General features: G+C 54.0%; 18 protein-coding genes. 10 read left to right on the forward strand and 8 right to left on the reverse strand.

Going from position 1 to position 20,414, the window contains the following annotated elements; all coding sequences use genetic code 11:
* Positions 1-38 precede the first annotated feature (38 nt).
* From ilvD to HCR03_RS17155, 7 genes are all read left to right on the forward strand, one after another.
* On the forward strand, positions 39-1,718 hold the full coding sequence (gene ilvD / locus HCR03_RS17125; RefSeq protein WP_187035593.1) for a dihydroxy-acid dehydratase: 1,680 nt from the start codon (positions 39-41) through the stop codon (positions 1,716-1,718).
* A gap of 30 nt (positions 1,719-1,748) precedes the next feature.
* A complete protein-coding gene (locus tag HCR03_RS17130) occupies positions 1,749-2,648 on the forward strand; it encodes a dihydrodipicolinate synthase family protein (protein ID WP_066645211.1) in 900 nt (299 codons plus the stop codon).
* A 20-nt stretch (positions 2,649-2,668) separates the two neighbouring features.
* On the forward strand, positions 2,669-3,709 hold the full coding sequence (locus tag HCR03_RS17135) for a mannonate dehydratase (protein WP_066645213.1): 1,041 nt from the start codon (positions 2,669-2,671) through the stop codon (positions 3,707-3,709).
* A gap of 54 nt (positions 3,710-3,763) precedes the next feature.
* Positions 3,764-4,783 carry a tripartite tricarboxylate transporter substrate binding protein gene (locus HCR03_RS17140; protein WP_066645214.1) on the forward strand — a complete coding sequence of 340 codons (1,020 nt, stop codon included), beginning with the start codon at positions 3,764-3,766 and terminating at the stop codon, positions 4,781-4,783.
* A gap of 142 nt (positions 4,784-4,925) precedes the next feature.
* Positions 4,926-5,390, forward strand: coding sequence for a tripartite tricarboxylate transporter TctB family protein (locus HCR03_RS17145; RefSeq protein ID WP_066645299.1), 465 nt, complete (start codon positions 4,926-4,928; stop codon positions 5,388-5,390).
* Positions 5,391-5,473: 83 nt separating this feature from the next.
* On the forward strand, positions 5,474-6,907 hold the full coding sequence (locus HCR03_RS17150) for a tripartite tricarboxylate transporter permease (protein ID WP_267459195.1): 1,434 nt from the start codon (positions 5,474-5,476) through the stop codon (positions 6,905-6,907).
* Positions 6,904-8,013 carry an iron-containing alcohol dehydrogenase gene (locus tag HCR03_RS17155; protein WP_066645216.1) on the forward strand — a complete coding sequence of 370 codons (1,110 nt, stop codon included), beginning with the start codon at positions 6,904-6,906 and terminating at the stop codon, positions 8,011-8,013. Before HCR03_RS17150 ends, HCR03_RS17155 begins: the two co-directional genes overlap by 4 nt.
* 207 nt (positions 8,014-8,220) lie before the next feature.
* Here HCR03_RS17155 and gatB read toward each other — a convergent pair whose 3' ends face one another.
* The 7 genes from gatB to pdxR form a co-directional block, all read right to left on the reverse strand.
* A complete protein-coding gene (gene gatB / locus HCR03_RS17160) occupies positions 8,221-9,636 on the reverse strand; it encodes an Asp-tRNA(Asn)/Glu-tRNA(Gln) amidotransferase subunit GatB (protein ID WP_187035595.1) in 1,416 nt (471 codons plus the stop codon).
* On the reverse strand, positions 9,633-11,099 hold the full coding sequence (gene gatA, locus HCR03_RS17165; protein WP_187035596.1) for an Asp-tRNA(Asn)/Glu-tRNA(Gln) amidotransferase subunit GatA: 1,467 nt from the start codon (positions 11,097-11,099) through the stop codon (positions 9,633-9,635). Before gatA ends, gatB begins: the two co-directional genes overlap by 4 nt.
* A 10-nt stretch (positions 11,100-11,109) precedes the next feature.
* The gene (gene gatC / locus HCR03_RS17170) at positions 11,110-11,388 is read right to left on the reverse strand and encodes an Asp-tRNA(Asn)/Glu-tRNA(Gln) amidotransferase subunit GatC (protein ID WP_066645221.1); all 279 of its coding nucleotides are present in this window, start codon (positions 11,386-11,388) and stop codon (positions 11,110-11,112) included.
* An 18-nt stretch (positions 11,389-11,406) separates the two neighbouring features.
* The gene (gene aspS / locus HCR03_RS17175) at positions 11,407-13,158 is read right to left on the reverse strand and encodes an aspartate--tRNA ligase (protein ID WP_187035597.1); all 1,752 of its coding nucleotides are present in this window, start codon (positions 13,156-13,158) and stop codon (positions 11,407-11,409) included.
* Between the two features lie 65 nt (positions 13,159-13,223).
* Positions 13,224-13,742: a peptide deformylase gene (locus HCR03_RS17180; protein ID WP_187035598.1), complete on the reverse strand. Its 519-nt coding sequence runs from the start codon at positions 13,740-13,742 to the stop codon at positions 13,224-13,226.
* 231 nt (positions 13,743-13,973) lie between these two features.
* A complete protein-coding gene (pepT, locus tag HCR03_RS17185) occupies positions 13,974-15,188 on the reverse strand; it encodes a peptidase T (protein ID WP_187035599.1) in 1,215 nt (404 codons plus the stop codon).
* Positions 15,189-15,206: 18 nt separating this feature from the next.
* Positions 15,207-16,583: a MocR-like pyridoxine biosynthesis transcription factor PdxR gene (pdxR, locus tag HCR03_RS17190; RefSeq protein WP_187035600.1), complete on the reverse strand. Its 1,377-nt coding sequence runs from the start codon at positions 16,581-16,583 to the stop codon at positions 15,207-15,209.
* A gap of 118 nt (positions 16,584-16,701) precedes the next feature.
* Between pdxR and HCR03_RS17195 the strand changes: the two genes are divergently transcribed.
* The 3 genes from HCR03_RS17195 (at position 16,702) to HCR03_RS17205 (ending at position 19,226) form a co-directional block, all read left to right on the forward strand.
* Positions 16,702-17,229 carry a TIGR04002 family protein gene (locus HCR03_RS17195; protein WP_187035601.1) on the forward strand — a complete coding sequence of 176 codons (528 nt, stop codon included), beginning with the start codon at positions 16,702-16,704 and terminating at the stop codon, positions 17,227-17,229.
* Between the two features lie 27 nt (positions 17,230-17,256).
* Positions 17,257-17,823: an ECF transporter S component gene (locus HCR03_RS17200; protein ID WP_187035602.1), complete on the forward strand. Its 567-nt coding sequence runs from the start codon at positions 17,257-17,259 to the stop codon at positions 17,821-17,823.
* 80 nt (positions 17,824-17,903) lie between these two features.
* Positions 17,904-19,226 (forward strand): lipopolysaccharide biosynthesis protein, encoded by a 1,323-nt coding sequence (locus HCR03_RS17205; RefSeq protein WP_187035604.1) that lies wholly within the window; start codon positions 17,904-17,906, stop codon positions 19,224-19,226.
* A gap of 179 nt (positions 19,227-19,405) precedes the next feature.
* Here HCR03_RS17205 and HCR03_RS17210 read toward each other — a convergent pair whose 3' ends face one another.
* Positions 19,406-20,251 carry a YitT family protein gene (locus HCR03_RS17210; RefSeq protein WP_187035606.1) on the reverse strand — a complete coding sequence of 282 codons (846 nt, stop codon included), beginning with the start codon at positions 20,249-20,251 and terminating at the stop codon, positions 19,406-19,408.
* Between the last annotated feature and the right edge of the window lie 163 nt (positions 20,252-20,414).

The following is a 20,414-nucleotide window of genomic DNA, read 5'->3' on the forward strand; positions in this document are numbered from 1 at the left end:
CTTCCCATATTTGAAATTTACACATGGAGGAAAGAACGATGGATTTAACTTACAAAGATTCCAAATACCGCAGCGCGCATGTCGTCAACGGTATCAGCATGGCGGGGCCGCGGGCACATCTGCGCGGAATGGGACTACTGAACGAAGAACTGGCCCGGCCGTTTATCGGAGTTATCAATACTTACAATGAAATGCATCCGGGCCATGTGCATCTCAACCGGATCGGTGAGTTTGTAAAAGCGGGAGTACGTTCCGCTGGAGGAGTTCCGTTCGAAGTCAATACCATCTCGATCTGCGACGGGTTTGCACAGGGTCATGTCGGGATGTGCAGCGTTCTTCCAAGCAGAGAAGTCATTGCAGACTCCATTGAGGTTTATACAAACGCACACCAGTTGGATGGTCTGGTGCTGATCGGCGGTTGTGACAAAATTGTTCCCGCTATGCTGATGGCTGCTCTCCGAGTTAATATTCCGGCAATTATTGTAACTGGCGGACCGATGCTTCCCGCCGAATACAAGGGGAAAAGCTACGCCACTTATGAGTTGAAAGAAATGGCAGGGCAACTGATGCGCGGTGAGATTTCCAAGGAAGAGTACGAATACATGGAAGGACTGATGTCGCCGGGCCCCGGTTCCTGCGCCATGATGGGGACCGCGAACAGCATGTCGATCGTCGCGGAAGCGCTGGGCCTTACCATGCCTGGCTGCGCCTGTGCCCATGCGGTTATGGGGAAAAAGAACCGGATTGCAAAACAGAGCGGGTATGAGATTGTGCGGCTAATTAAAAACAATATCCGCCCGAGAGACATCGTTACGCAAAAAATGATGGATTTAGCCGTAACGGTCGCAATGAGCGCAGGCGGATCAACCAACCTGAGCCTTCATATGCCGGCAATCGCACGGGAAGCGCATCTGCATATGACGCTCGATGATATCGAACGGATTTCCTCTTCCACTCCGTATCTTGCTAAAATAAAACCTTCCGGCAGCTATACAATGCTGGATCTGGAACGTGCAGGCGGAGTCGGCGGCATGATGAGGGAACTGGAACCGCTGCTGGATTTGGAGCAGATGACGGTAAACGGCAAAACACACCGTGAAAATGTTGCACAGGTCATGGAACGTGACAACAACGTGATACATACGATTGAAAACGCTTACAGCATACAAAGCTCGCTGGCTGTTCTGCATGGAAACCTCGCTCCGGATGGATGTGTGGTCAAACAGACCGCGGTGAGCCCCAAAATGCGCCAGCATACCGGGCCGGCGCGCTGCTTTGAATCGGAGGAAGACGCCGTCAAGGCAATTTATGGGCAAACGGTTCAGCACGGCGACGTGATCATCCTCCGCAACGAAGGTCCGCAGGGAGGACCCGGAATGCGGGAGATGCTGACCGCAACGGCCGCTCTGGTGGGTATGGGTTATGCCGAGTCGGTCGCACTCGTAACGGATGGACGTTTCTCCGGCGCAACGCGCGGGCCATGCATCGGGCACGTTTCTCCGGAAGCCTCCCGCAGGGGGCCGATCGCTGCTGTGAGGGACGGCGATATCGTCGAAATTGATATCGCAGCCCGGACGATTAACGTCAGGCTGAGCAAAGAAGAGATTGCGCAAAGGCTGGCTCAGCTTCCGCCATACACGCCGAAAATCACCGAGGGGTATCTCGCACGCTATTCGCGAGAAGTCTCATCCGCTAACGAGGGAGCAATTTTAAAATAGTTTGCTTGATTAATATAAGGGGGAAATGCATTGGCAAAATCCGTGACTATGCGTGGAATAAGCGCACCGGTTCTGACTCCGTTTTACAAAGACGGCACCGTAAACTGTGAAGAGTATAAGAGGTTGATCCGCTATATTACTACGAACGGCGTCGATGGGGTTTTCATTTGCGGCACTACGGGAGAATTCGTGAACCTTACGATCCGCGAGCGCAAGCAGCTGCTGACCGCCGCGATGGAAAGCGTTAAACCGGAGACACATGTTCTGTTCAATACTACGGCGATGAACCTGGAGGAAACGAAGGAACTGCTCGATTGGTCGGCAAAATGCGGAGCGGACGCGGTTTCGTTTACAGCTCCCTACTATCATAAATATGATCAGAAAGCTTTGATTTCATATTTTCAGAAAGCCACGCGGCTTGCGGGGGAACTGCCCGTTTATTTATATAATATGGCTGGAATGACGCATAACCCGATTACTCCGGCCGTGCTTAAAGCTGTTGCGGAAAGCTGCCCGAATCTTCGTGGCATTAAGGACAGCAGCATGGATTTTATGGTCCTGCTCAATTATCAGTGTGCGATTGAAGACAGTTCCTTTGAAATTATTACCGGAAACGACGCGCAGGTGCTGACCGCGCTTCAAGCCGGCGCTGCCGGCGGCGTAATTGCCGTGGCGAGCGTGTTCCCCGCGCTTTGCGCCGAGATTTGGGACGAGTTCCAGAAAGGCGACTTGGAAGGCGCGCGCCGGGCGCAAACGAAAGTGCTGAAGCTGAGGGAGCTTTTCCGGGCCGTCATGCCGGTCATGTCCCATAAAAAAGCACTGGAGATGCAGGGGTTCCAGATGGGGCCCGCCCGTTTCCCGTTCCGTGATCTGACGGAAGAGGAAAGCAAGCGGGTTGAACAAACCATACATAACTTGGGTCTGGTGTAAGCTTCAAGGGGGAGGCCACAATGCAGTTTACATTTCGTTGGTATGGCCGGGACGACCCGGTTAAACCGAAGGATATTCGGCAGATTCCCGGAGTATCGTCCGTGGTCAGTGCTTGTTATGACGCCCATCCCGGAGATGTCTGGAATGCAAAAAGTATCGAGACAATCCGAAGCGATGCGTTGGATTACGGCCTTGAATTTGAAGTCGTGGAAGGGCTGCCGGTTCATGAGAGCATCAAACTGGGGGATTCTTGCAAGGATCGGTACATTGAAAACTATATTAAAAATTTACGCATGCTTTCGGAGCATGGCATCCGGGTGATTTGCTACAACTTCATGCCGGTATTCGGGTGGATTCGGACTTGCCTGGACAGACGTCTCCCGGATGGTTCGCAGACGCTGTCTTTTTCAGAAACTGAACTGAAGACGATTGATCCGGCTCAAAAAGAGCTGAGCCTTCCCGGATGGAGCTTTTCCTCGCAAAAAGAAGAAATGGCTTCCCTGATGGAACGTTACCGCACGTTGGGGGTACAGGGGATGTGGACAAACCTCCGGTATTTTCTTGAGGCGGTTGTTCCAGAGGCAGAAAAGTGCGGAATTGCTCTGGCAATTCATCCGGACGATCCCCCATTGCCGGTTTTCGGTCTTCCGAGAATTGTCTCTTCGGAGGAAGATATTGAGCGCCTTACGTCTTTGGTCGACAGTCCCTGTAATGGCATTACTCTTTGCACGGGTTCTCTGGGCAGCGGGCGTCAAAACGACGTTGTGAAAATAGCGTACCGCTTTGCTTCGGAAGGCAAAATCAAGTTCGTCCATGCGCGCAACGTCCTTTTTGAAAACCAGATCGATTTTGTGGAAGCAGGGCATCAGACGAGAAGCGGCAGTTTGAATATGGCTGAGATTCTCACCGCTTTGCACCGAGGCGGCTTTGACGGCTATTTGCGTTCGGATCATGGAAGAATGGTTTGGGACGAGCAGGGCCGACCGGGTTATGGGCTTTACGACAGGGCGATGGGAATCACTTATTTGGAAGGACTTTGGGAAGGCATCTCCACTCAATAGCTTTTATGCCGTTAAACGGCATAATATAAAAACTTTAGGAGGAAGAGTTATCTTATGAAAAAACTGTTATCACTTCTGTTATGCGCAGGCCTTTTGCTTACAACAGCCGCGTGTTCCAATTCGACCTCGTCCAGTTCGGCATCGTCGGAATCTTCTGCCCAGGCGGGATCCTCCGCAGGAACCGCTCCGGGCCAGAAACCGGCAAATTTCCCTAAAAAGCCGATTACTTTTATTGTTCCATGGGCGGCGGGCGGCACTTCCGACGGACAGGTACGCGCGATCGCAAGTCTGGGACAGAAGTATTTCGGCGTTTCCTGCTCAGTTGTAAATCGTGACGGGGCGGGCGGAACGATTGCCACGACCGAATTTGCCAACACAAAGGCTGATGGTTACATGGTTTGTCTGGAAGCCTGCGGCGTATTCACCACCCAACCCTTTATCAAAAACAATATCAAGTACAGCATGGACGACTTCAAGCCCATAATCGGCACGACCATCGAGCCCATCGTTATGGTGGCCAGCAAAGTCTCCGGAATCAAGTCCCTTGACGACCTGAAGAAAAGGAGCGGCACCGTTAGCTATGGATTTTCCGGAGCGGGCAGCCTGCCTCAGCTTTCTCAGCAGAAATTCTTTGAGATGTCCGGGATCAAGTCCAGTCCGGTTCCTTTTGGCGGCAGCGCCCCGACAATCACGGCACTGCTCGGAAGCCATGTTGATGTCGCGGCGGCACATCCGGGTGAAATTGCGCAGTATGTCAAATCCGGCGATATGATCCCGCTCGGCATTTTCTCACCGGAGCGCGACTCCAGAGAAAGTCTGAAAAATATCCCGACGTTTAAAGAGCAGGGCTATGATATCGACATGAGCGTCTGGAAATTCCTGATGGTTCCGAAAGATACCCCGGACGATATTGCAAATTATCTGACGGATACCCTTACCAAAATAGAAAAGGATCCCGAGTTTACAAAGTACTGCGAAAACAATACGCTCGCGATTTCCGGATACCAGCCGGATGAGATCGTCAAAAAAATTAAGGATGAGGCAGCCGTCAATAAGGAACTGCTGAAAAAGTAGGGAAGATGGGACAGAACCGCTTCCCACAAGACGGGATGCGGTTCCAATTGCCTGAGTGAGCCGGATTGAAAACGGCGAAACGGATCATAATGAAAGGAGTAATGGCCGGTGCGGTTTTGTTGCGCGGTCATACACAGTCCCAATGAGCGATTATAAAAAAAATTTGGTTTCTTCTCTGATTTTTTTGGTTCTGGGGATCGCCCTGATAATTTTTATCCCAATTACGATTCCCCTCAGCGAGGCCACTGTGATCGGACCCAGAGCATTTCCGTATTTCATTTCGACTGCGATGATCCTGCTGAGTGCGGTTCTTCTGATCTCCACTTTGCTCCAGCGAGGAAAGCAAGGGTTTCGGGAGGAAAAAACCGAAGAAAAAGAGCCGCGTTACCTACAGAACGAACTGAGGGCTCTGGCTCTGATCGGGATTACACTTTTATATATTATCTTGTTCGATAAAATCGGATACTTTTTTTCCACCTTGCTTGTTTCCACACTGATGCTGCTGCTTTTCCGGGTAAAGAAGATCTGGTATTATCTGATCGTTTACGCCGTGGGCGCCGGAGTTTATTTTGCGTTCACCAAACTGCTGTTCGTCACGTTACCCTAGCTGGGTTCAGAGGGAGGAATAAGTAGATTACTATGGTTTTAACTGTACTGGCCAGCTTATTTACTTGGGAAAACATTCTTTTTTTGAACATTGGACTTGCCGCAGGCATCATTGTGGGAGCCCTGCCCGGCCTTACGGGGACGATGTGCATTGCGCTTTTGCTGCCGATGACCTACGGACTCAATTCCCTCACAGGGATGATTTTGCTTCTGGGCGTTTACTGCGGAGGCATTTACGGCGGTTCCGTTACCGCGATTCTGATCAATACCCCTGGAACGCCGGCATCCGCTGCAACAGTGCTGGATGGTTATCCGATGGCGAAAAAGGGTCAGGCGGGCCGCGCGCTGGGTCTGGCGCTTTCCGCTTCGGAAATTGGCGGCTTGTTCAGCGTTGCCGTTTTAATCGTAGCTGCTCCGCAGATTGCGAGAGTCGCGCTGGATTTTGGACCCGCTGAGTATTTTGCGCTTGCGCTGTTTGGGCTTACCATTATTGCCAGTGTGGGCGGTTCTTTACTCAAGGGGCTGATCATGGGCCTTGTCGGTTTGTTTGTCGCCACGATCGGTATGGACCCGGTCGGGGGAACGGACCGGTTTACATTCAATATTACCGAGTTGTCCAGCGGGGTAAATATTATTCCCGCCCTGATCGGTCTGTTTGCAATCACGGAGATCATGTACAAGGCAAGGGATATATACAAGCCTGCCGGCGATGTCATAGAGGTTAAAAGCAATGAAAAGATCTCATTCAGGGACGTTCTGCAATATAAAGCCACTCTATTAAAATCATCCATTATTGGCACGTTTATCGGCGTTGTACCCGGGACCGGCGCGGCAATTGCCTCATTTTTAAGTTACAATGAGGCCAAGCGAGCCAGCAAGCACCCGGAATTGTTCGGAACGGGTGATGGAGAGGGAATCGTCGCCTCCGAAGCGGCAAACAATGCCGTTACCGGCGGTACGCTGGTTCCGCTGCTGACGTTGGGTCTCCCCGGTGACACCAACACGGCGGTTCTGCTCGGCGCACTGACCATGCAGGGAATTATTCCCGGTCCGCAGCTTTTCGTGCAGCAGAGGCAGTGGGTTTACAGCATTATGTTCGCACTAATTATCGTCAATATTTTCATGTACATTCAGGGCCGGTTTTTTATCAAGTTCTTTGTAAACGTAACAAAGGTGCCCACGCAGGTACTCGTTCCGATTCTGATTACCCTGTGCATTATTGGCGCTTACGCGGTAAACAACACGACGTTCGACGCGTTGCTGATGGCTTTAATCGGGTTGTTCGGTTACTATATGAAAAAGCTGGATTTCCCGTTGACCCCAATGGTAATCGCGATTGTTTTAGGGCCTCTCGCGGAGTCGAATATGCGGCGCGCGCTGATTATTTCGCAGGGAAGCGCTCTGATTTTCTTCCAGAAGCCCATCAGCTGCTTCTTTATTCTTCTTGCAGTCTTTATGCTGTTCTTTCCCATGGTCAAAAAGCATCTGGAGAAAAAGAAAGGTGCGGCAGCGGCATGACGGAAAACAAGGCGGTACAAATCAGCAGCGGACGCTATTACCAAGGTCGAGGCGCGCTGGCTGTCTTTCCAGAAGAGGTGCAAGCGCACGGGGAATCCGTCTTGATCATAACGGACCGTACGGTGTACCCGAAGGTGAGGGACCGCGTGGAACCCGCGCTCCGGAAGGTGGGAATCCGGTTTGAGATTTTTTGGTTCGACGGCTTTTGCGCTGCCGGAAACTACGAAGCGGCCGCACAGGCGGCAAGGCGGATGAAAGCGGCGGTGGTCGCCGGAATCGGCGGCGGCCGCATCATGGATGCCGCAAAAATCGCGTCCGATCTGTGCCGGGTCCGGTCCATCACGGTTCCCACTTCGGCCGCGACCTGCGCCGCCACCGCTCTGCTGGCGGTTTACTATACCGACGACGGACATTTTCTGGGGAACTACTGGCCCGCTTATGTCCCGTCGACCACGATCGCGGATCTGGATGTCATTGTGTCGGACTGTCCCGTGCGCTACAATGCTGCGGGAATCATCGACGCGATGGCAAAAATGCCGGAAATTACCTATAACAGGCGCTATACCAAATTCTGGAGTGGAAATCTCTACTCCGGCCTTGCCTGCGCGGGGGCGGGTGAGACCTACCGTTTCTTGTTGGAAAACGGGCCGCAGGTGCTGGAAAAAATGCGGTCGAAGATTTGCGACCAGCAGGTGGAGAACTCGGTCTGCGCGGCCCTTTCCGCCACCGGTTTAATCTCCTGTCTGGCAAGCGGCGGGAAACAGGCTGCAATTTCACACTGTCTTTACAGCTTTTTCTGTGACTGCCATCCGGAGTTAACACATGATTTTTTACATGGTGAGCTTGTTGGGGCCTCTCTGACCTGGCAGATCATGGTAAACGGAGAAGAAGAAAGGCAAGCGAAGGAGCTTTCCGGATTTCTTAGAAAAATGGATCTGCCCGCCTGCCTGGATGACCTCGGTTTTCGGCCCGATTCTGCGGAGCTGAGGGAACTGTATCACTATCTTCAAATGAAAATGCCGATTGAGGACGATTCGGCTCTGCAGCGGTTAAGAGCTTTTGAAGAGGTGCTGCTGCATGGATTCGCTCCTCAGGGGGAGAGTTAAGATACTCCGCATGTAAAAAGGCGTCTCTTTCTGTCGCTGATTCCGGCGCTTGCCAGTCCATCGGAACAGGAAGACGGCATGATTTAATTAGAGCGGGGACCTCCGGTTTTGCCGGTGATCCCCGATTTGTTATAGTACGAAAAAATGAGAGACTGTCATGAAGGCAGTCTCTCATTTTGTATCTTGAAGCGTTCGGTGAAATCTTTATCAACGCCGAATAATGTCCGCCAGCAGCTTTTCCGCTTCCTGCGGGTTGGCCCTTCCGCGCGTCGCCTTCATGACGGAGCCGAGAATCGCCTTGAGCGCTTTTTCTTTCCCGGCGAGGTAGTCCGCGGCGGCGGCTTCGTTTTCCGCAACCGCTTTTTCGCAGACGGCCTTCAAATCGTCCGCGCTCATCCCGGCAAGATCCTGTTCGCTGAGAAATTCCTTTGCCGGCTTGCCGGTGTCCAGCATCTTTTCGAGCGTGGATTTCACCAGATTCATGCGGATTTTTCCGGAATCCAGAAGCAGGATCAGCTCGTGAAGCTGTTCGGGCGAAACAGCGACTTCGAATTGTTCCTTTTCCGCTTCCGTGCCAAGACGGGCAAACATCTGCCCTAAGATGCAGTTGGCAACGGCGCGGGGGTTTTTGGCGCCTTTTGCGGCAGTTTCAAAGTAATCGGCGATGCGGCGGTGTTCAATCAAAAGACGGGCGTCCGCTTCCGGAAGATCGAAATCCGAGACAAAACGCGTCAGGCGCTTTTGCGGGTCTTCCGGCATTTGCTTTTGAATCGATTTTCGCATCTCGTCGGAAACAAGAATGGCGACAAGGTCCGGCTCCCGGAAATAGCGGTAGTCGTCCGCGTCCTCTTTGCCGCGCATCCCTTCCGTACAGCCGGAGCCTTCGTCGAACCGGCGGGTTTCCTGAACCACTTCCTCACCGCTTTGGATCAGATCGACCTGACGGTCGAATTCGTATGCGATGGCCTTTGCCATGTACGCAAGAGAGTTCATATTTTTAATTTCGGCGCGGGTTCCGAATTCTTCCTGCCCAACGGGGCGCACGGAGACGTTGACGTCGCAGCGGAGGGAGCCCTCCTGCATTTTGCAGTCGGAAACGCCGATATAACGCAGAATCATCTGGAGCTTTTCCACATATTCCTGCACTTCCTCAATGCTCCGCAAATCCGGTTCCGTTACAATCTCGATCAGCGGAACGCCGCCGCGGTTGTAATCGACAAAGATGTTTCCTCGGTCGTGCACCAGCTTGCCCGCGTCCTCTTCGATATGAATGCGGTTCAGCCGGATGCGGCGGCCGTTTGAAAGCCCGACCCAGCCGCTTTTGCACAGCGGCATGTCGTACTGGGAAATCTGGTAGGCTTTCGGCAAATCGGGGTAGACGTAGTTTTTTCGGTCCATTTTGGAAACCGGGCTGATTTCGCAGTTTGTCGCGAGACCGGCCATGACGGCGTACTCCACGACGGCCTTGTTCAGTTTGGGCAGCGTGCCCGGCAGGCCGATGCAGATCGGGCAGCAGTGCGTGTTCGGCTCTCCGCCGAACTCCGTCGAGCAGGAGCAGAAAATCTTCGTCTTTGTGGAAAGCTCCACATGAGTTTCAAGTCCGCAGATCAGCTCGTAATTCATAGCACAACCCCCGTTTCAACAGCACGGAATACGTCGCTCCGCGCCGCCTGTTCATACTGGAACGCGGCGTTTAAGAGGGCCGGCTCTGAAAAACGGGCACCGATGAGCTGCAGCCCGACCGGCATCGAGTCGCCGCCGAAGCCGCAGGGAACGCTGATCCCCGGCAGGCCGGCGATGTTCACCGGTACCGTGCAGATATCGGTCAGATATGTTTCCACCGCGTCCCGAGCGGTAAAATTGAGCGGAAACGCCGTCATTGGGACGGTCGGGGCGGCAATCACGTCGCAGTTTGCAAACGCGTCTTCGAATGCCCTGACCAGCGTGCCGCGCAGATTCTGCGCTTTTTTATAAAACGCATCGTAATACCCGGCGCTTAAAACATAGGTGCCGAGCAGGATACGGCGTTTTACCTCCGCGCCGAAGCCTTCGCTGCGCGTCTTGCAGATCATTTCGTCGCGGTCTGCGTAATGCTCCGTGCGCGCGCCGTAGCGGATGCCGTCGTAGCGCCCCAGATTGGAGGAAGCCTCCGCGCAGGCGAGAATATAGTAAACGGGAAGGCTGTATTGGATGGACGGCATCGAAAAATCCACGATTTCCGCCCCAAGGGATTCATAAACCTTCAAAGCGTTTTGCAGAGCGGCTTTCACGTCTTCGCGCACGCCGTCAAAGTATTCTTTTGGAACACCGATTTTCATACCCTTGATGTCTTTTCCCAGAGAAGAGAACGCGGGCTGTGCTTTTTCGCTGCTGGTGGAGTCCATCGGGTCGTATTTTGCGATCGCGTCATACACCAGCGCGGCGTCCTCAACACTCCGGGTGATCGGGCCAATTTGATCGAAGCTGGAGGCGTACGCGATCAGCCCGTAGCGCGAAACCGCGCCGTAGGTGGGCTTCAGGCCGACAATGCCGCAGAAGCTGGCAGGCTGGCGAATCGAGCCGCCGGTGTCGGAGCCAAGCCCGAACGCGGCGAGGTTGCCCGCCACGGCCGAAGCGACGCCGCCGCTGCTGCCGCCCGCGACGCGCTCCGTATTATGCGGGTTTCTTGCTCCGCCGAAGCAGGAGGTCTCACAGGAAGAACCCATCGCGAACTCGTCCATATTTGCCTTGCCGATGAGTACGGCGTCCTGCCTTTTTAAAATATCCCAGACGGTCGCGTCGTAAATCGGGGTGTAGCCCCGCAGAATTTTTGAGCAGCAGGTCGTTTCAATTCCGTTTGTGGAAATGTTGTCTTTCAGCGTCATCGGAATGCCGGCGAGCGGAGAGAGCTCTTCTCCCGCCGCGAGCTTGCGGTCCACTTCCGCGGCGGTTTTCAGCGCGGCTTCCGGCGTCAGCTTCACATAGGCGTTCAGGCGCTTGTTTTCCGTTTCGGCGGAGTGCAGATATTGTTTCGTCAGCTCCGTGCAGCTGATTTCCTTTGAGCGCAGGAGCTTTCCGATTTTAGGGATGATTCCGTATGGTTCCATCGGGCCCCTCCTACATGCGGCGGCGAACCAGGAAATATCCGTCTTCCTGATTCGGCGCGTTTTTCAGAATTTCCTCCCTGTCATAGGAGGGAACAACCTTATCCTCGCGGAATACGTTCGAAAGGCTGTTACTATTGTCAAAATCGGAGTCCTCTGCGGCAACCGAATTGACGGCGTCGGCGAATTCGATGATGCTGTTCATGTCTTTGGTCAGGCTGTCAAGCTCCTCCGGCGCGACGGAAAGCTTCGCCAGACGCGCGATTTTCAGGATTTCTTCGTGGGTGACCATGTTCTAGCTCCTTCCGGATTATTTTCTCAGCCGGATATGCACTTCCCGCAGCTGCTGCTCCGTGACTTCGTTCGGCGCTCCCATCATCACGTCCTGCGCGTTGGAATTCATCGGGAACGCGATGACCTCGCGGATATTGTCCTCGCCGGTCAGCAGCATCAGCATGCGGTCGACGCCGGGCGCCATGCCCGCGTGCGGCGGCGCGCCGAACTGAAACGCGTGGTAAAGGGAGGTGAATTTGGTTTCCAGCTCTTCTTCGGTGTAGCCCGCGATTTCAAACGCCTTTTTCATAATATCGACGCGGTGGTTCCGCACCGCTCCGGAAGAAAGCTCCACACCGTTGCAGACAATGTCATACTGGTAGGCGAGCACGTCTTCCGGCTTCTTCGTAAGCAGTGCTTCCATCCCGCCCTGGGGCATGGAGAACGGGTTGTGCGTAAAGACCGTTTCGCCGGTTTCGGGGTCGAGCTCGAACATCGGGAAATCGACGATAAAGCAAAGGTCGAAGCGGCTTTCGTCGATGAGGCCCAGCCTGCGGCCCAGCTCCATGCGAATCTGTCCTGCAAGCCCCGCGACCGCGTCGGCTTCGTCGGCGATGAAGAACACAACGGTGCCGGGTTTCAGTTCCGCGCGCCGGGTCAGCTCATTGCGTTTCTCGTCCGGAAGATATTTGTTGATCGGCCCCTGATAAGCGCCGTCTTCCGCCACTTTGATATAGCCAAGGCCCTTCATGCCGATGCTTTCGGCAAATTTCAGCATGCCTTCAAAAAAGCTCTTCGGCTGTTTTCCGCAGTCCTGCACGCTGATGGCCCGTACAATTTTATTTTGAAACGGCTTGAAGGCTGTTCCCTCAAACAAATCGGTAATATCCTGAATCAAAAGCGGATTGCGCAGGTCCGGCTTGTCGGAACCGTATTTCAGCATGGATTCCGCATAGGGAATGCGCGGGAACGGGGCCTTTGTCACGGTTTTATCCGAAAATTCGGAGAACGTTTCCCCAATTACTTCTTCGGCGACCTTGAACACTTCCTCCTGGGAGGCGAACGCAAGCTCGAAATCCAGCTGGTAAAATTCACCCGGCGAGCGGTCGGCGCGTGCGTCTTCGTCCCGGAAGCATGGCGCGATCTGGAAATAACGGTCAAAGCCGGAGACCATCAGAAGCTGTTTAAACAGCTGGGGAGCCTGCGGCAACGCGTAAAACTTGCCGGGGTGCCGACGGCTGGGAATCAGATAGTCCCGCGCGCCTTCCGGAGAAGAAGCGGAAAGGATCGGCGTCTGAATTTCCAGAAAACCGAGGTCGGTCATTTTCCTCCGCAGAAACGAGATAACCTTTGACCGCAGCACGATATTCTCGTGGACCTTCGGGTTGCGCAGGTCGAGAAAACGATATTTCAGGCGGACGTCCTCCTTGGTTTCCCGGGAGAGGGGAACCTCGAACGGAAGGCTTTCCAGAACCTTGCCGAGCACGGTGAGTTCGCTCACCTTTACCTCGACCGTTCCGGTCGGAATTTTGGGATTGACGGTTTCCTCGTCGCGCAGAACGACAGTGCCGGACGCGGTCAGGCTGCATTCGCGGCTGACTTCATTTAAGAGGGCGTCATCGTAAACGACGATCTGGACCACGCCGGAATGATCCCTGATATCCAGGAATTTGATTCCGCCGTGGTCCCGGATATTTTCGACCCATCCCGCAACGCGGACTTCTTTTCCGATTTCCTGTTCGCTGACTTCGCCGCAAAAATGCGTGCGGTACTGGTTGACTAGGTTCATTTTCCGTTTATCCCCTTTAACTGCATTCTTTTAAACATCAATTATATCATGAAACAAAAAGTGATTCAATGAACGGCCTTGTCACGGCACAGCAGAGCCTTTTCCGGGTTGATTCGGAAGGAATGGCTGTCCAGCGCCCGCTGAACGGCCAGAATCCCGTCCAGATGGTCGTATTCGTGCTGAATAAGCTCCGAAAGATCTCCTTCACAGACAAGAGTGTGAGGCCGAAACTGCGCGTCCAGAAAATTAACGGTACACCGTTTGTAACGGAGCAGGCGAACTTCCAGCCCGGGAAAGCTCATGCAGTCGTCCCAAAGCTCAAATGTTTCCCCTGAAAAATCAAGCTCCGGATTGATGAAAGTCAGGTCATGCCCGCCGAAATTCATGCAGATGACGCGAAACGGCTCGCCGATCTGCGGGGCGGCGACGGCACGTCCGTAACCGTACCGCCGCTGAAAGTCGTCCAGAGTATCCCGCAGATCGCGGATGACCTGCGCCGCTTTTTCGGCTTCGTCCGGAGAGACCTTCCGACAGGTGGTGTACAGGGCCTTGTTTCCCAACAGAAGAATCTCACGAACCGCCATAGCAACCATCCTTTGTTCATTTCGATGTTTTGGTGTTTTATTGATTTATCATATCATATTTTTGCATTAATTACGATAGAAAATTTCAAAAAATGCCCTGGCTTTCTCAGTCTAATCCAGTAAACGCCGAAACATAAATAATCCCGTTTCCCTCAGGGGTCCGGCGCGGCCGGAGCCGGAGAAAGCATTTTAAGGCACAGCCTTACCGGCGCGCCGAGGGATGGATCAAAATTATGAATCCGTTTTTACAAGATGGACCAGAATTTCAACGATTTTATCCATCGCCTGAATCGGGATGAACTCAAATCTGCCGTGAAAATTCTGCCCGCCGGTCGGCAGGTTCGGGCAGGGCAGCCCCATGAACGACAGCCGGGCTCCATCCGTGCCTCCGCGGATCGGAACGGCACGTGGCGTTACGCCGGCTTCTTTCATCGCCCGTTCGGCCCGTTCGATGATTTCGGGATGCTTCTCGATTTCCTGCTTCATATTATAGTAAGAATCGGAAAGCGACAGCTCAAACGTTCCGGCACCGTATTTGTCATTCAGATAATCCGCGATTCTGCGCACGGTTTCCTTTCTCGACTCGAATTGATTGCGGTCATGGTCGCGGATAATATAGCGCAGTTCTGCCTCTTCCGCGCCGCCGGAAATCCGCGTCAGATGGTAAAAGCCCTCGTACCCTTCGGTATGCTCCGGGGTTTCCGCCGCCGGAAGCATGGAGTGGAATTCCATGGCAAACTGCGCGGCGCTGCGCATCCGGTTTTTCGCGTCGCCCGGGTGAACGCTGACTCCGTGAACGGTCACGACGGCTCCGGCCGCGTTGAAGTTTTCGTACTCCAGCTCGCCCAGCGTACCGCCGTCCACCGTATAGGCAAAGTCGGCGCCGAAGCCCTTGACGTCGAAGCGGTCCGCGCCGCGTCCGATTTCCTCATCCGGGGTAAAGGCGACGGCAATTTTTCCGTGCGGCGTATGATGCTTGTTCAGCTCTTCCACAGCAGTCAGAATTTCCGCTACGCCGGCCTTGTCGTCCGCGCCGAGCAGGGTGGTGCCGTCGGTTACGATCAGGTCGTCCCCGACGTAATCCGAGAGGCTCCGATAATCCTTCGCGCGCATCACGATGCTTTTCTCCTGGTTCAGAACAATGTCGCCGCCGCCGTAGTTTTTCACGATTCTCGGCTTGATTCCCGCGCCCGGCGCGGCTTCGGAGGTGTCCATGTGGGCGATCAGGCCGATGACCGGCGCGGCCGTCTCACAGTTTGCGGGCAGTGTGCCGTAGACATAACCGGAATCATCCCGGCGGACGTCCGAGAAGCCGAGCGACTTCATTTCTTCCGCCAGCGCGTCCGCAAGAACGAGCTGCCCCGGCGTGCTGGGGCAGCTTTCGCTGTCCTCGCTGGACATGGTGTCAAACGACGTGTAGTGAATCAGTCTTTCAAAAGCTTTCATGTTGTTTTCGTCTCCTTTTTATGATAAAACGTCTTTCCAGGCTGTTTTCAGGCATTGGACGGCGTTTTTGATCTGTTCCGACGGAATCCCGGCGAATCCGAGCAGGACTTTTTCGCCCCCAGAGGTGGTTCCGATGCGCACCCCTTGCCGGAGAGCCAAATCGCGCAGGGTTTCCGCGTCGGCGTTTGCGTGTACGGTCAGGATCATGCTCAGCGGCGTCTCCTGAAGCAGAATTTCCACACGGCTGCCGAACGCTGATTTCAGTTCGTGCGACAGAAGGTCGCATTTGGAACCGTAGAGCTTGCGCAGCCGCCGAAGGTGGCGCTCCATCTGTCCGCTTTTCATATAGTTGGCGAGCGCGAGCTGTTCGATTTTGGAAGCCGTCTGATTGTAGTTTCCGGCTCTCCGGCGGTAACGCTCCAGCAAATCCGGCGTCAGCGCCATGTACCCGATGCGGACCGACGGCAGAAGCAGTTTGGAAAACGAACCGATGTAAACGACGCTTCGTCCGGCGCCCATTCCCTGAAGGGCGGGAATCGGCCGCGCGCGGTAGCGGAGTTCGCCGTTGTGGTCGTCCTCGATAATAATTCCGCCGTTTTCCCACGCCCACCGAAGCAGCTCCATCCGGCGGCTGATCGGCAGGCTTGTTCCGGTGCGCACCCGGTTCGACGGGCTGACAAACAGGAGTTTTGCCCCGCTTGCCGCAAGCGTGTCCATCCTTGGCCCGTCCTCGTCCCCGGGCAGCTTCAAGACAGAGAACCCGCAGTCGGAGAAAATCTGTTCCGCCTGCCGAAAGCCGGGTTCTTCCATGGCGACGGTTGTTTCGCCGCCGTTTAAAAGGCCGCATAGAATAGATAACAGCGGCTGCGTTCCGGCGCCGATGACAATCTGGTCCGGGGAGGCAAGCACGCCGCGCGCGCCGTAGCTGTAGGAGGACAGCGCTTCACGCAGCGCGTATTCCCCCTGATGATCGCCGTAAGAGGCGATAAGCTCCTGCCGATTCAGTACGTCCCGAATCTGCCTCCGCCAAAGCTTCAAATCCATATTTTCGCTGTCCACGCAGTCGCTGCCGAAGTTGTAGACGGCCTGCGGCGCGGCCGGGCGGGGCGCCGGGGATGGCGGAACGGCCCGGACCGGTTCCGGCCGGCGGGCGTCCAGCACAAAGTATCCGCGCTGGGGGCGCGCGCGGATGTAGCCCTCCACGCAGAGCTGCTGATAGGCGCTTTCCACCGTTGTGCAGCTGACGTTCAGTCCTTCCGCCAGCGCGCGGATGGAGGGAAGGCGCTCCCCGGCTTTCAGGTGGCCCGATTCCACCGCGCGGCAGATTGCTGAATAGAGCTGCTGATACAGCGGAACGGAGGATTCGCCGTTCAGCTGCAGAAAATCATATGTCATAAGCTCCCTCAACTGTACTGAAAGAATTTTTTTAAACTGTATATTTCAATAGAAACAGTTATTCGCTATTATTATACCAACGTAATTTTTGCAAATCAATCCTATTGGAGGTAAAAGCATGAAAAAAACAGCATCGACGGGCCTGATTGTCTTCACGGCGCTGTTCGCCGCGCTGATATTTGTCGTTACCGCGTACCTGTTCCATATTCCGACCCCGGTCACCGGAGGATATATCCATCTGGGGGACGCGTTCCTATACCTGGCGGCAAGCATTCTGCCTCTTCCTTACGCGGTGGCCGCGGGCGGCATCGGGGAGGCGCTGTCGGACGGCCTGACCGGCAGCGCCGTCTACGTGCTGCCCACGCTTTTGATTAAATCGGCGATGGTTCTGTGCTTTGCGTCGGCGGCAAAATCGATTGTCACCAAGCGGAACCTGATCGCCTGCGCGGCGGCGGGAGGAATCTGCGTCGCGGGGTATTATCTGACCGAAGTGGTTCTGCTCGGCAGCTTTGCGGCTCCTGTGGCGGAAATTCCGGGAAACCTGATTCAGGCGGCGGCAAGCGCGGTTATTTACATTCTGGTTGGCCGCGCGTTCGACCGGATGAAGCTGAAAAGCCGCTTGGCCGTGATGGTAAAGCAGCATTAGCTTGGGAAAAGCAGGAGGGAATGCGATATGAGAAGTAAAAATAAAACCGTCAATCTCGCGCTGGCGGGGCTGATGGGCGCGCTTGTCTTTGTCGCGACGGTATTTTTTAAGGTTCAGATTCCCGTCGGCGGAGACAAAACGATGATCGGGCTTGCCAACGTGTTCTGTATTCTTTCCGGGCTGCTGCTCGGCCCGGTTTACGGAGGACTGGCCGCGGGGGTAGGTTCCTTTCTGTTTGACATTACGAACGGGTGGGCGTCCAGCGCGCCGGTCACGCTTGTGACCAAATTCGCGATGGCCTGGATCTGCGGCCTGATCGCCTGGGGCGGGGACGGCCGCGGCGAAAAGCTTTCCCGCGTCATTGTCGGGGCTGTGGCCGGCTCGGTTTCTTACAGCGTCCTGTATCTGGCCTACTCGGCGGTGAAAGAGTTGGTTTTGGGCGACGCGGCGCAGACGGTTCAGATGGTCCTGCTGTCAAAACTGGGAGCGACCGCCACCAATGCGGTGTTTGCGGACATCATCGCGGTGCCCCTGTACTTTGCCGTTCGCAGAGCCTTGGCGCGCAGTTTTCCGGAAGCGCGCGGCAGCCGGTGAAAATTCGGTTGTGATTCTGCTGAGATAATGCTATAATGACTCCGTTCCAAAAAACTGGCAGGACGGAGTCGTTATTTGCGATGAAACAAAAAAGAGAAAAAAAGATACAAAGCGCAGTGGTGCGCGATTCGGTAAACACATTCGGGACCAATTTGTTCGGTTCCGTCATAACCTTGTTCTCGCAGCTCATCGTCCTGAACCGCGTCAAACCCGAAATCAGGGGATATTTTACACAGATGCAGCAGTGGGGCGAAGGGTTCTTCACAATCCTCGGCCTCAGCGTCACGTCCGCCGTTATCTATTACGTCGCCCGAAACTCGATCCGAAACACCCGGCATGCGATCGGGCGGCTGAGCATAAGCATTACGGCGGCAATTATCGTACTTGGCGCCGCAACCCTGTTTTTTCTGCGCGGCAGCTCTTTCTTTGCTTCGACGCCGGGGCAGTTTTTGGTCGCGATCGTTATTTACAGTGTCCTCTCTTTTCTGTTTAACATCTGCACGTCAATCCTTCGCGGTGAAAACAAGTTTAAATCATTTAATTTGGTCAACCTTGTCCAGCGAATCCTGATGGCTGCGCTGGCAGTCGCGGTCTTTCTGCGCCCGAATGTGTTTTTCTGGGTTTGGGGCGCGATAGCAGTTTCACTTGTGACTCTGCTTCTTGCTCTCTGGGGGGTCGTGCGCTGGAACGGCCCGATGCAGGAACCCGCGCCGGAAAATGACCTGCCCGTCGGTGTCGGGAGCATGATTGGGTACAGCCTCAAATCTCACGTGAGCAACGTGATGACTTACCTGAATTCATATCTGGGCGGATATATCGTCCAATGGGTTTCCAGTATTGCCAATTTCAGCATCTATAATTTGGCGGTCACGATGATGCGGCAGGTCTGGATTTTGCCGGATGCCGTCAGTCAGGTTATCCTGAGCAGAATCTCGGGAATGACGCAGATGAAAGACAAAGTCCGTCTTACTTTGCTTTCCTCCAAGGTGGTTACCTATATCACGACGCTTGGTGCCGTTGCGCTTTATTGGGTCGCGCGTTTTCTGGTGCCGATTGTGTTTCCGATGTATGTGGGGACGCTGGGCCCGCTGCCCTATCTGATGATCGGTTCCGTTTTTTACTCCTATTCCAAGGTCCTTGGAAACTCCATTGCGGGTTATGGGCATCCGGAGCTGAATATTATCCCTACCGCGCTTGGAATTATTATAAATATTATTTCCAGCCTGATTCTTCTTCCGCTGATGGGCACGAACGGCATCGCGCTGGCCACGTCGATTTCGATGACGGCGCAGTCCGTTTCCTGCATCGTAATTTTCTGCCGGTTTTCCCACACGCAGTTTTATCGACTGCTGGTTCCGGACCGCGAAGAGATCGCGATGGTTGCGAGAGTTTTCCACAAATAAGCGGCGTTTTGTTGAAAAAAAGGGGCTGTTGCAAAATAGCCTCGCTGAAAAATAATGCACGAAAAGATGCGCCATGAATAGGCTTTTCAGCCCGCTTCAAGGCGCATCTTCTTGTTTTGGGGCTGTTTGTTTGTGCAATTTGCTATCGCAAATTCATTTTGCAACAGCCCCCATTGTTTTTATTCGCTGTGAAAGCCTCTGCCGATGATTTCACTGGTATTGCAGATGAGGAGGAACGCCTCCGGCTCCACCGAGCGGATAAACCTGCGAAGCTGGGCCGCCTGAGAGCGGTTCATCACCGTGAAGATGATATATTTGTGATGGTGGGAGTAGGCGCCGACCGCGTCGCATACCGTCGCGCTGCGGTTCAGCTTTTTGACGATATACTCAAGGATCGGCTCCGGTTCGGAGCAGATCACATTAAAATATTTATTCAGGTTGATGTTCTCAATCACACTGTCGACAATCAGCGATTTTGCAAGAAGCCCCAGAAAAGAGAACAGTGCCGTTTTGATGCTGAAAACAAGGAAAGAAGAAAGGGTAATCAAAAGGTCGCTGAAAAACAGCGCCCGGCCGATATCGACACTCGTGTATTTTTTCAGGATCATCGCGACGATGTCCGTGCCGCCGGAGGAAGCGCCGGAGTGAAACAGCAGGGCGGAACCGAAGGCGGGCAAAAGCACCGCGAAAACAAGCTCCAGCATCGGGTCGTCGGTCAGCGGCCGTTTCATCGGAACCAGCCGCTCCAGTACCCAGACGGTACCGGAAAGCAAAAAGCTTGCGTAAACCGTTTTGACTCCGAAGCTCCGTCCCAGAAAAATGAACCCGCAGACAACCAGCAGGGCGTTCAAAACAAAGTTGACACTCGCGGGCGAAAGCGGGGTCACATATCCCAAAACCACGGAAAGACCCGACACACCGCCGAATGTAAAATTATTCGGAAATTTAAAAAAGTAGATGCCAGCCGATATGACGAGTGTGCTCAGCGTAATCAGGGCAAATTCCCTTGCGGAGTCCTTCTTCATAACAAGTCCTTTCTTATGCTTCATTTCGCACATAATTATACCATTATTTTGATTTGACTGAAAGATCGATTAAAAAATTTTGAGAAACCCTTTACAAACGATGTGAGAAGTGCTAAACTAAAAACAGTAGGAATTATTGTTTTTGTCAATTATATCAGAGGTG

It is taken from the genome of Caproicibacter fermentans, from assembly GCF_014303955.1.
Taxonomy (GTDB): Bacteria; Bacillota; Clostridia; order Oscillospirales; family Acutalibacteraceae; genus Caproicibacter; species Caproicibacter fermentans.

What these genes read in the sequence shown, in the direction of transcription:
- ilvD (WP_187035593.1), top strand. Translation starts at nt 39, where the DNA reads ATGGATTTAACTTACAAAGATTCCAAATACCGCAGCGCGCATGTCGTC.
- HCR03_RS17135 (WP_066645213.1), top strand. Translation starts at nt 2,669, where the DNA reads ATGCAGTTTACATTTCGTTGGTATGGCCGGGACGACCCGGTTAAACCG.
- HCR03_RS17140 (WP_066645214.1), top strand. Translation starts at nt 3,764, where the DNA reads ATGAAAAAACTGTTATCACTTCTGTTATGCGCAGGCCTTTTGCTTACA.
- HCR03_RS17145 (WP_066645299.1), top strand. Translation starts at nt 4,926, where the DNA reads ATGAGCGATTATAAAAAAAATTTGGTTTCTTCTCTGATTTTTTTGGTT.
- HCR03_RS17155 (WP_066645216.1), top strand. Translation starts at nt 6,904, where the DNA reads ATGACGGAAAACAAGGCGGTACAAATCAGCAGCGGACGCTATTACCAA.
- gatB (WP_187035595.1), bottom strand. Translation starts at nt 9,636, where the DNA reads ATGAATTACGAGCTGATCTGCGGACTTGAAACTCATGTGGAGCTTTCC.
- gatA (WP_187035596.1), bottom strand. Translation starts at nt 11,099, where the DNA reads ATGGAACCATACGGAATCATCCCTAAAATCGGAAAGCTCCTGCGCTCA.
- gatC (WP_066645221.1), bottom strand. Translation starts at nt 11,388, where the DNA reads ATGGTCACCCACGAAGAAATCCTGAAAATCGCGCGTCTGGCGAAGCTT.
- aspS (WP_187035597.1), bottom strand. Translation starts at nt 13,158, where the DNA reads ATGAACCTAGTCAACCAGTACCGCACGCATTTTTGCGGCGAAGTCAGC.
- HCR03_RS17180 (WP_187035598.1), bottom strand. Translation starts at nt 13,742, where the DNA reads ATGGCGGTTCGTGAGATTCTTCTGTTGGGAAACAAGGCCCTGTACACC.
- pepT (WP_187035599.1), bottom strand. Translation starts at nt 15,188, where the DNA reads ATGAAAGCTTTTGAAAGACTGATTCACTACACGTCGTTTGACACCATG.
- pdxR (WP_187035600.1), bottom strand. Translation starts at nt 16,583, where the DNA reads ATGACATATGATTTTCTGCAGCTGAACGGCGAATCCTCCGTTCCGCTG.
- HCR03_RS17195 (WP_187035601.1), top strand. Translation starts at nt 16,702, where the DNA reads ATGAAAAAAACAGCATCGACGGGCCTGATTGTCTTCACGGCGCTGTTC.
- HCR03_RS17200 (WP_187035602.1), top strand. Translation starts at nt 17,257, where the DNA reads ATGAGAAGTAAAAATAAAACCGTCAATCTCGCGCTGGCGGGGCTGATG.
- HCR03_RS17205 (WP_187035604.1), top strand. Translation starts at nt 17,904, where the DNA reads ATGAAACAAAAAAGAGAAAAAAAGATACAAAGCGCAGTGGTGCGCGAT.
- HCR03_RS17210 (WP_187035606.1), bottom strand. Translation starts at nt 20,251, where the DNA reads ATGAAGAAGGACTCCGCAAGGGAATTTGCCCTGATTACGCTGAGCACA.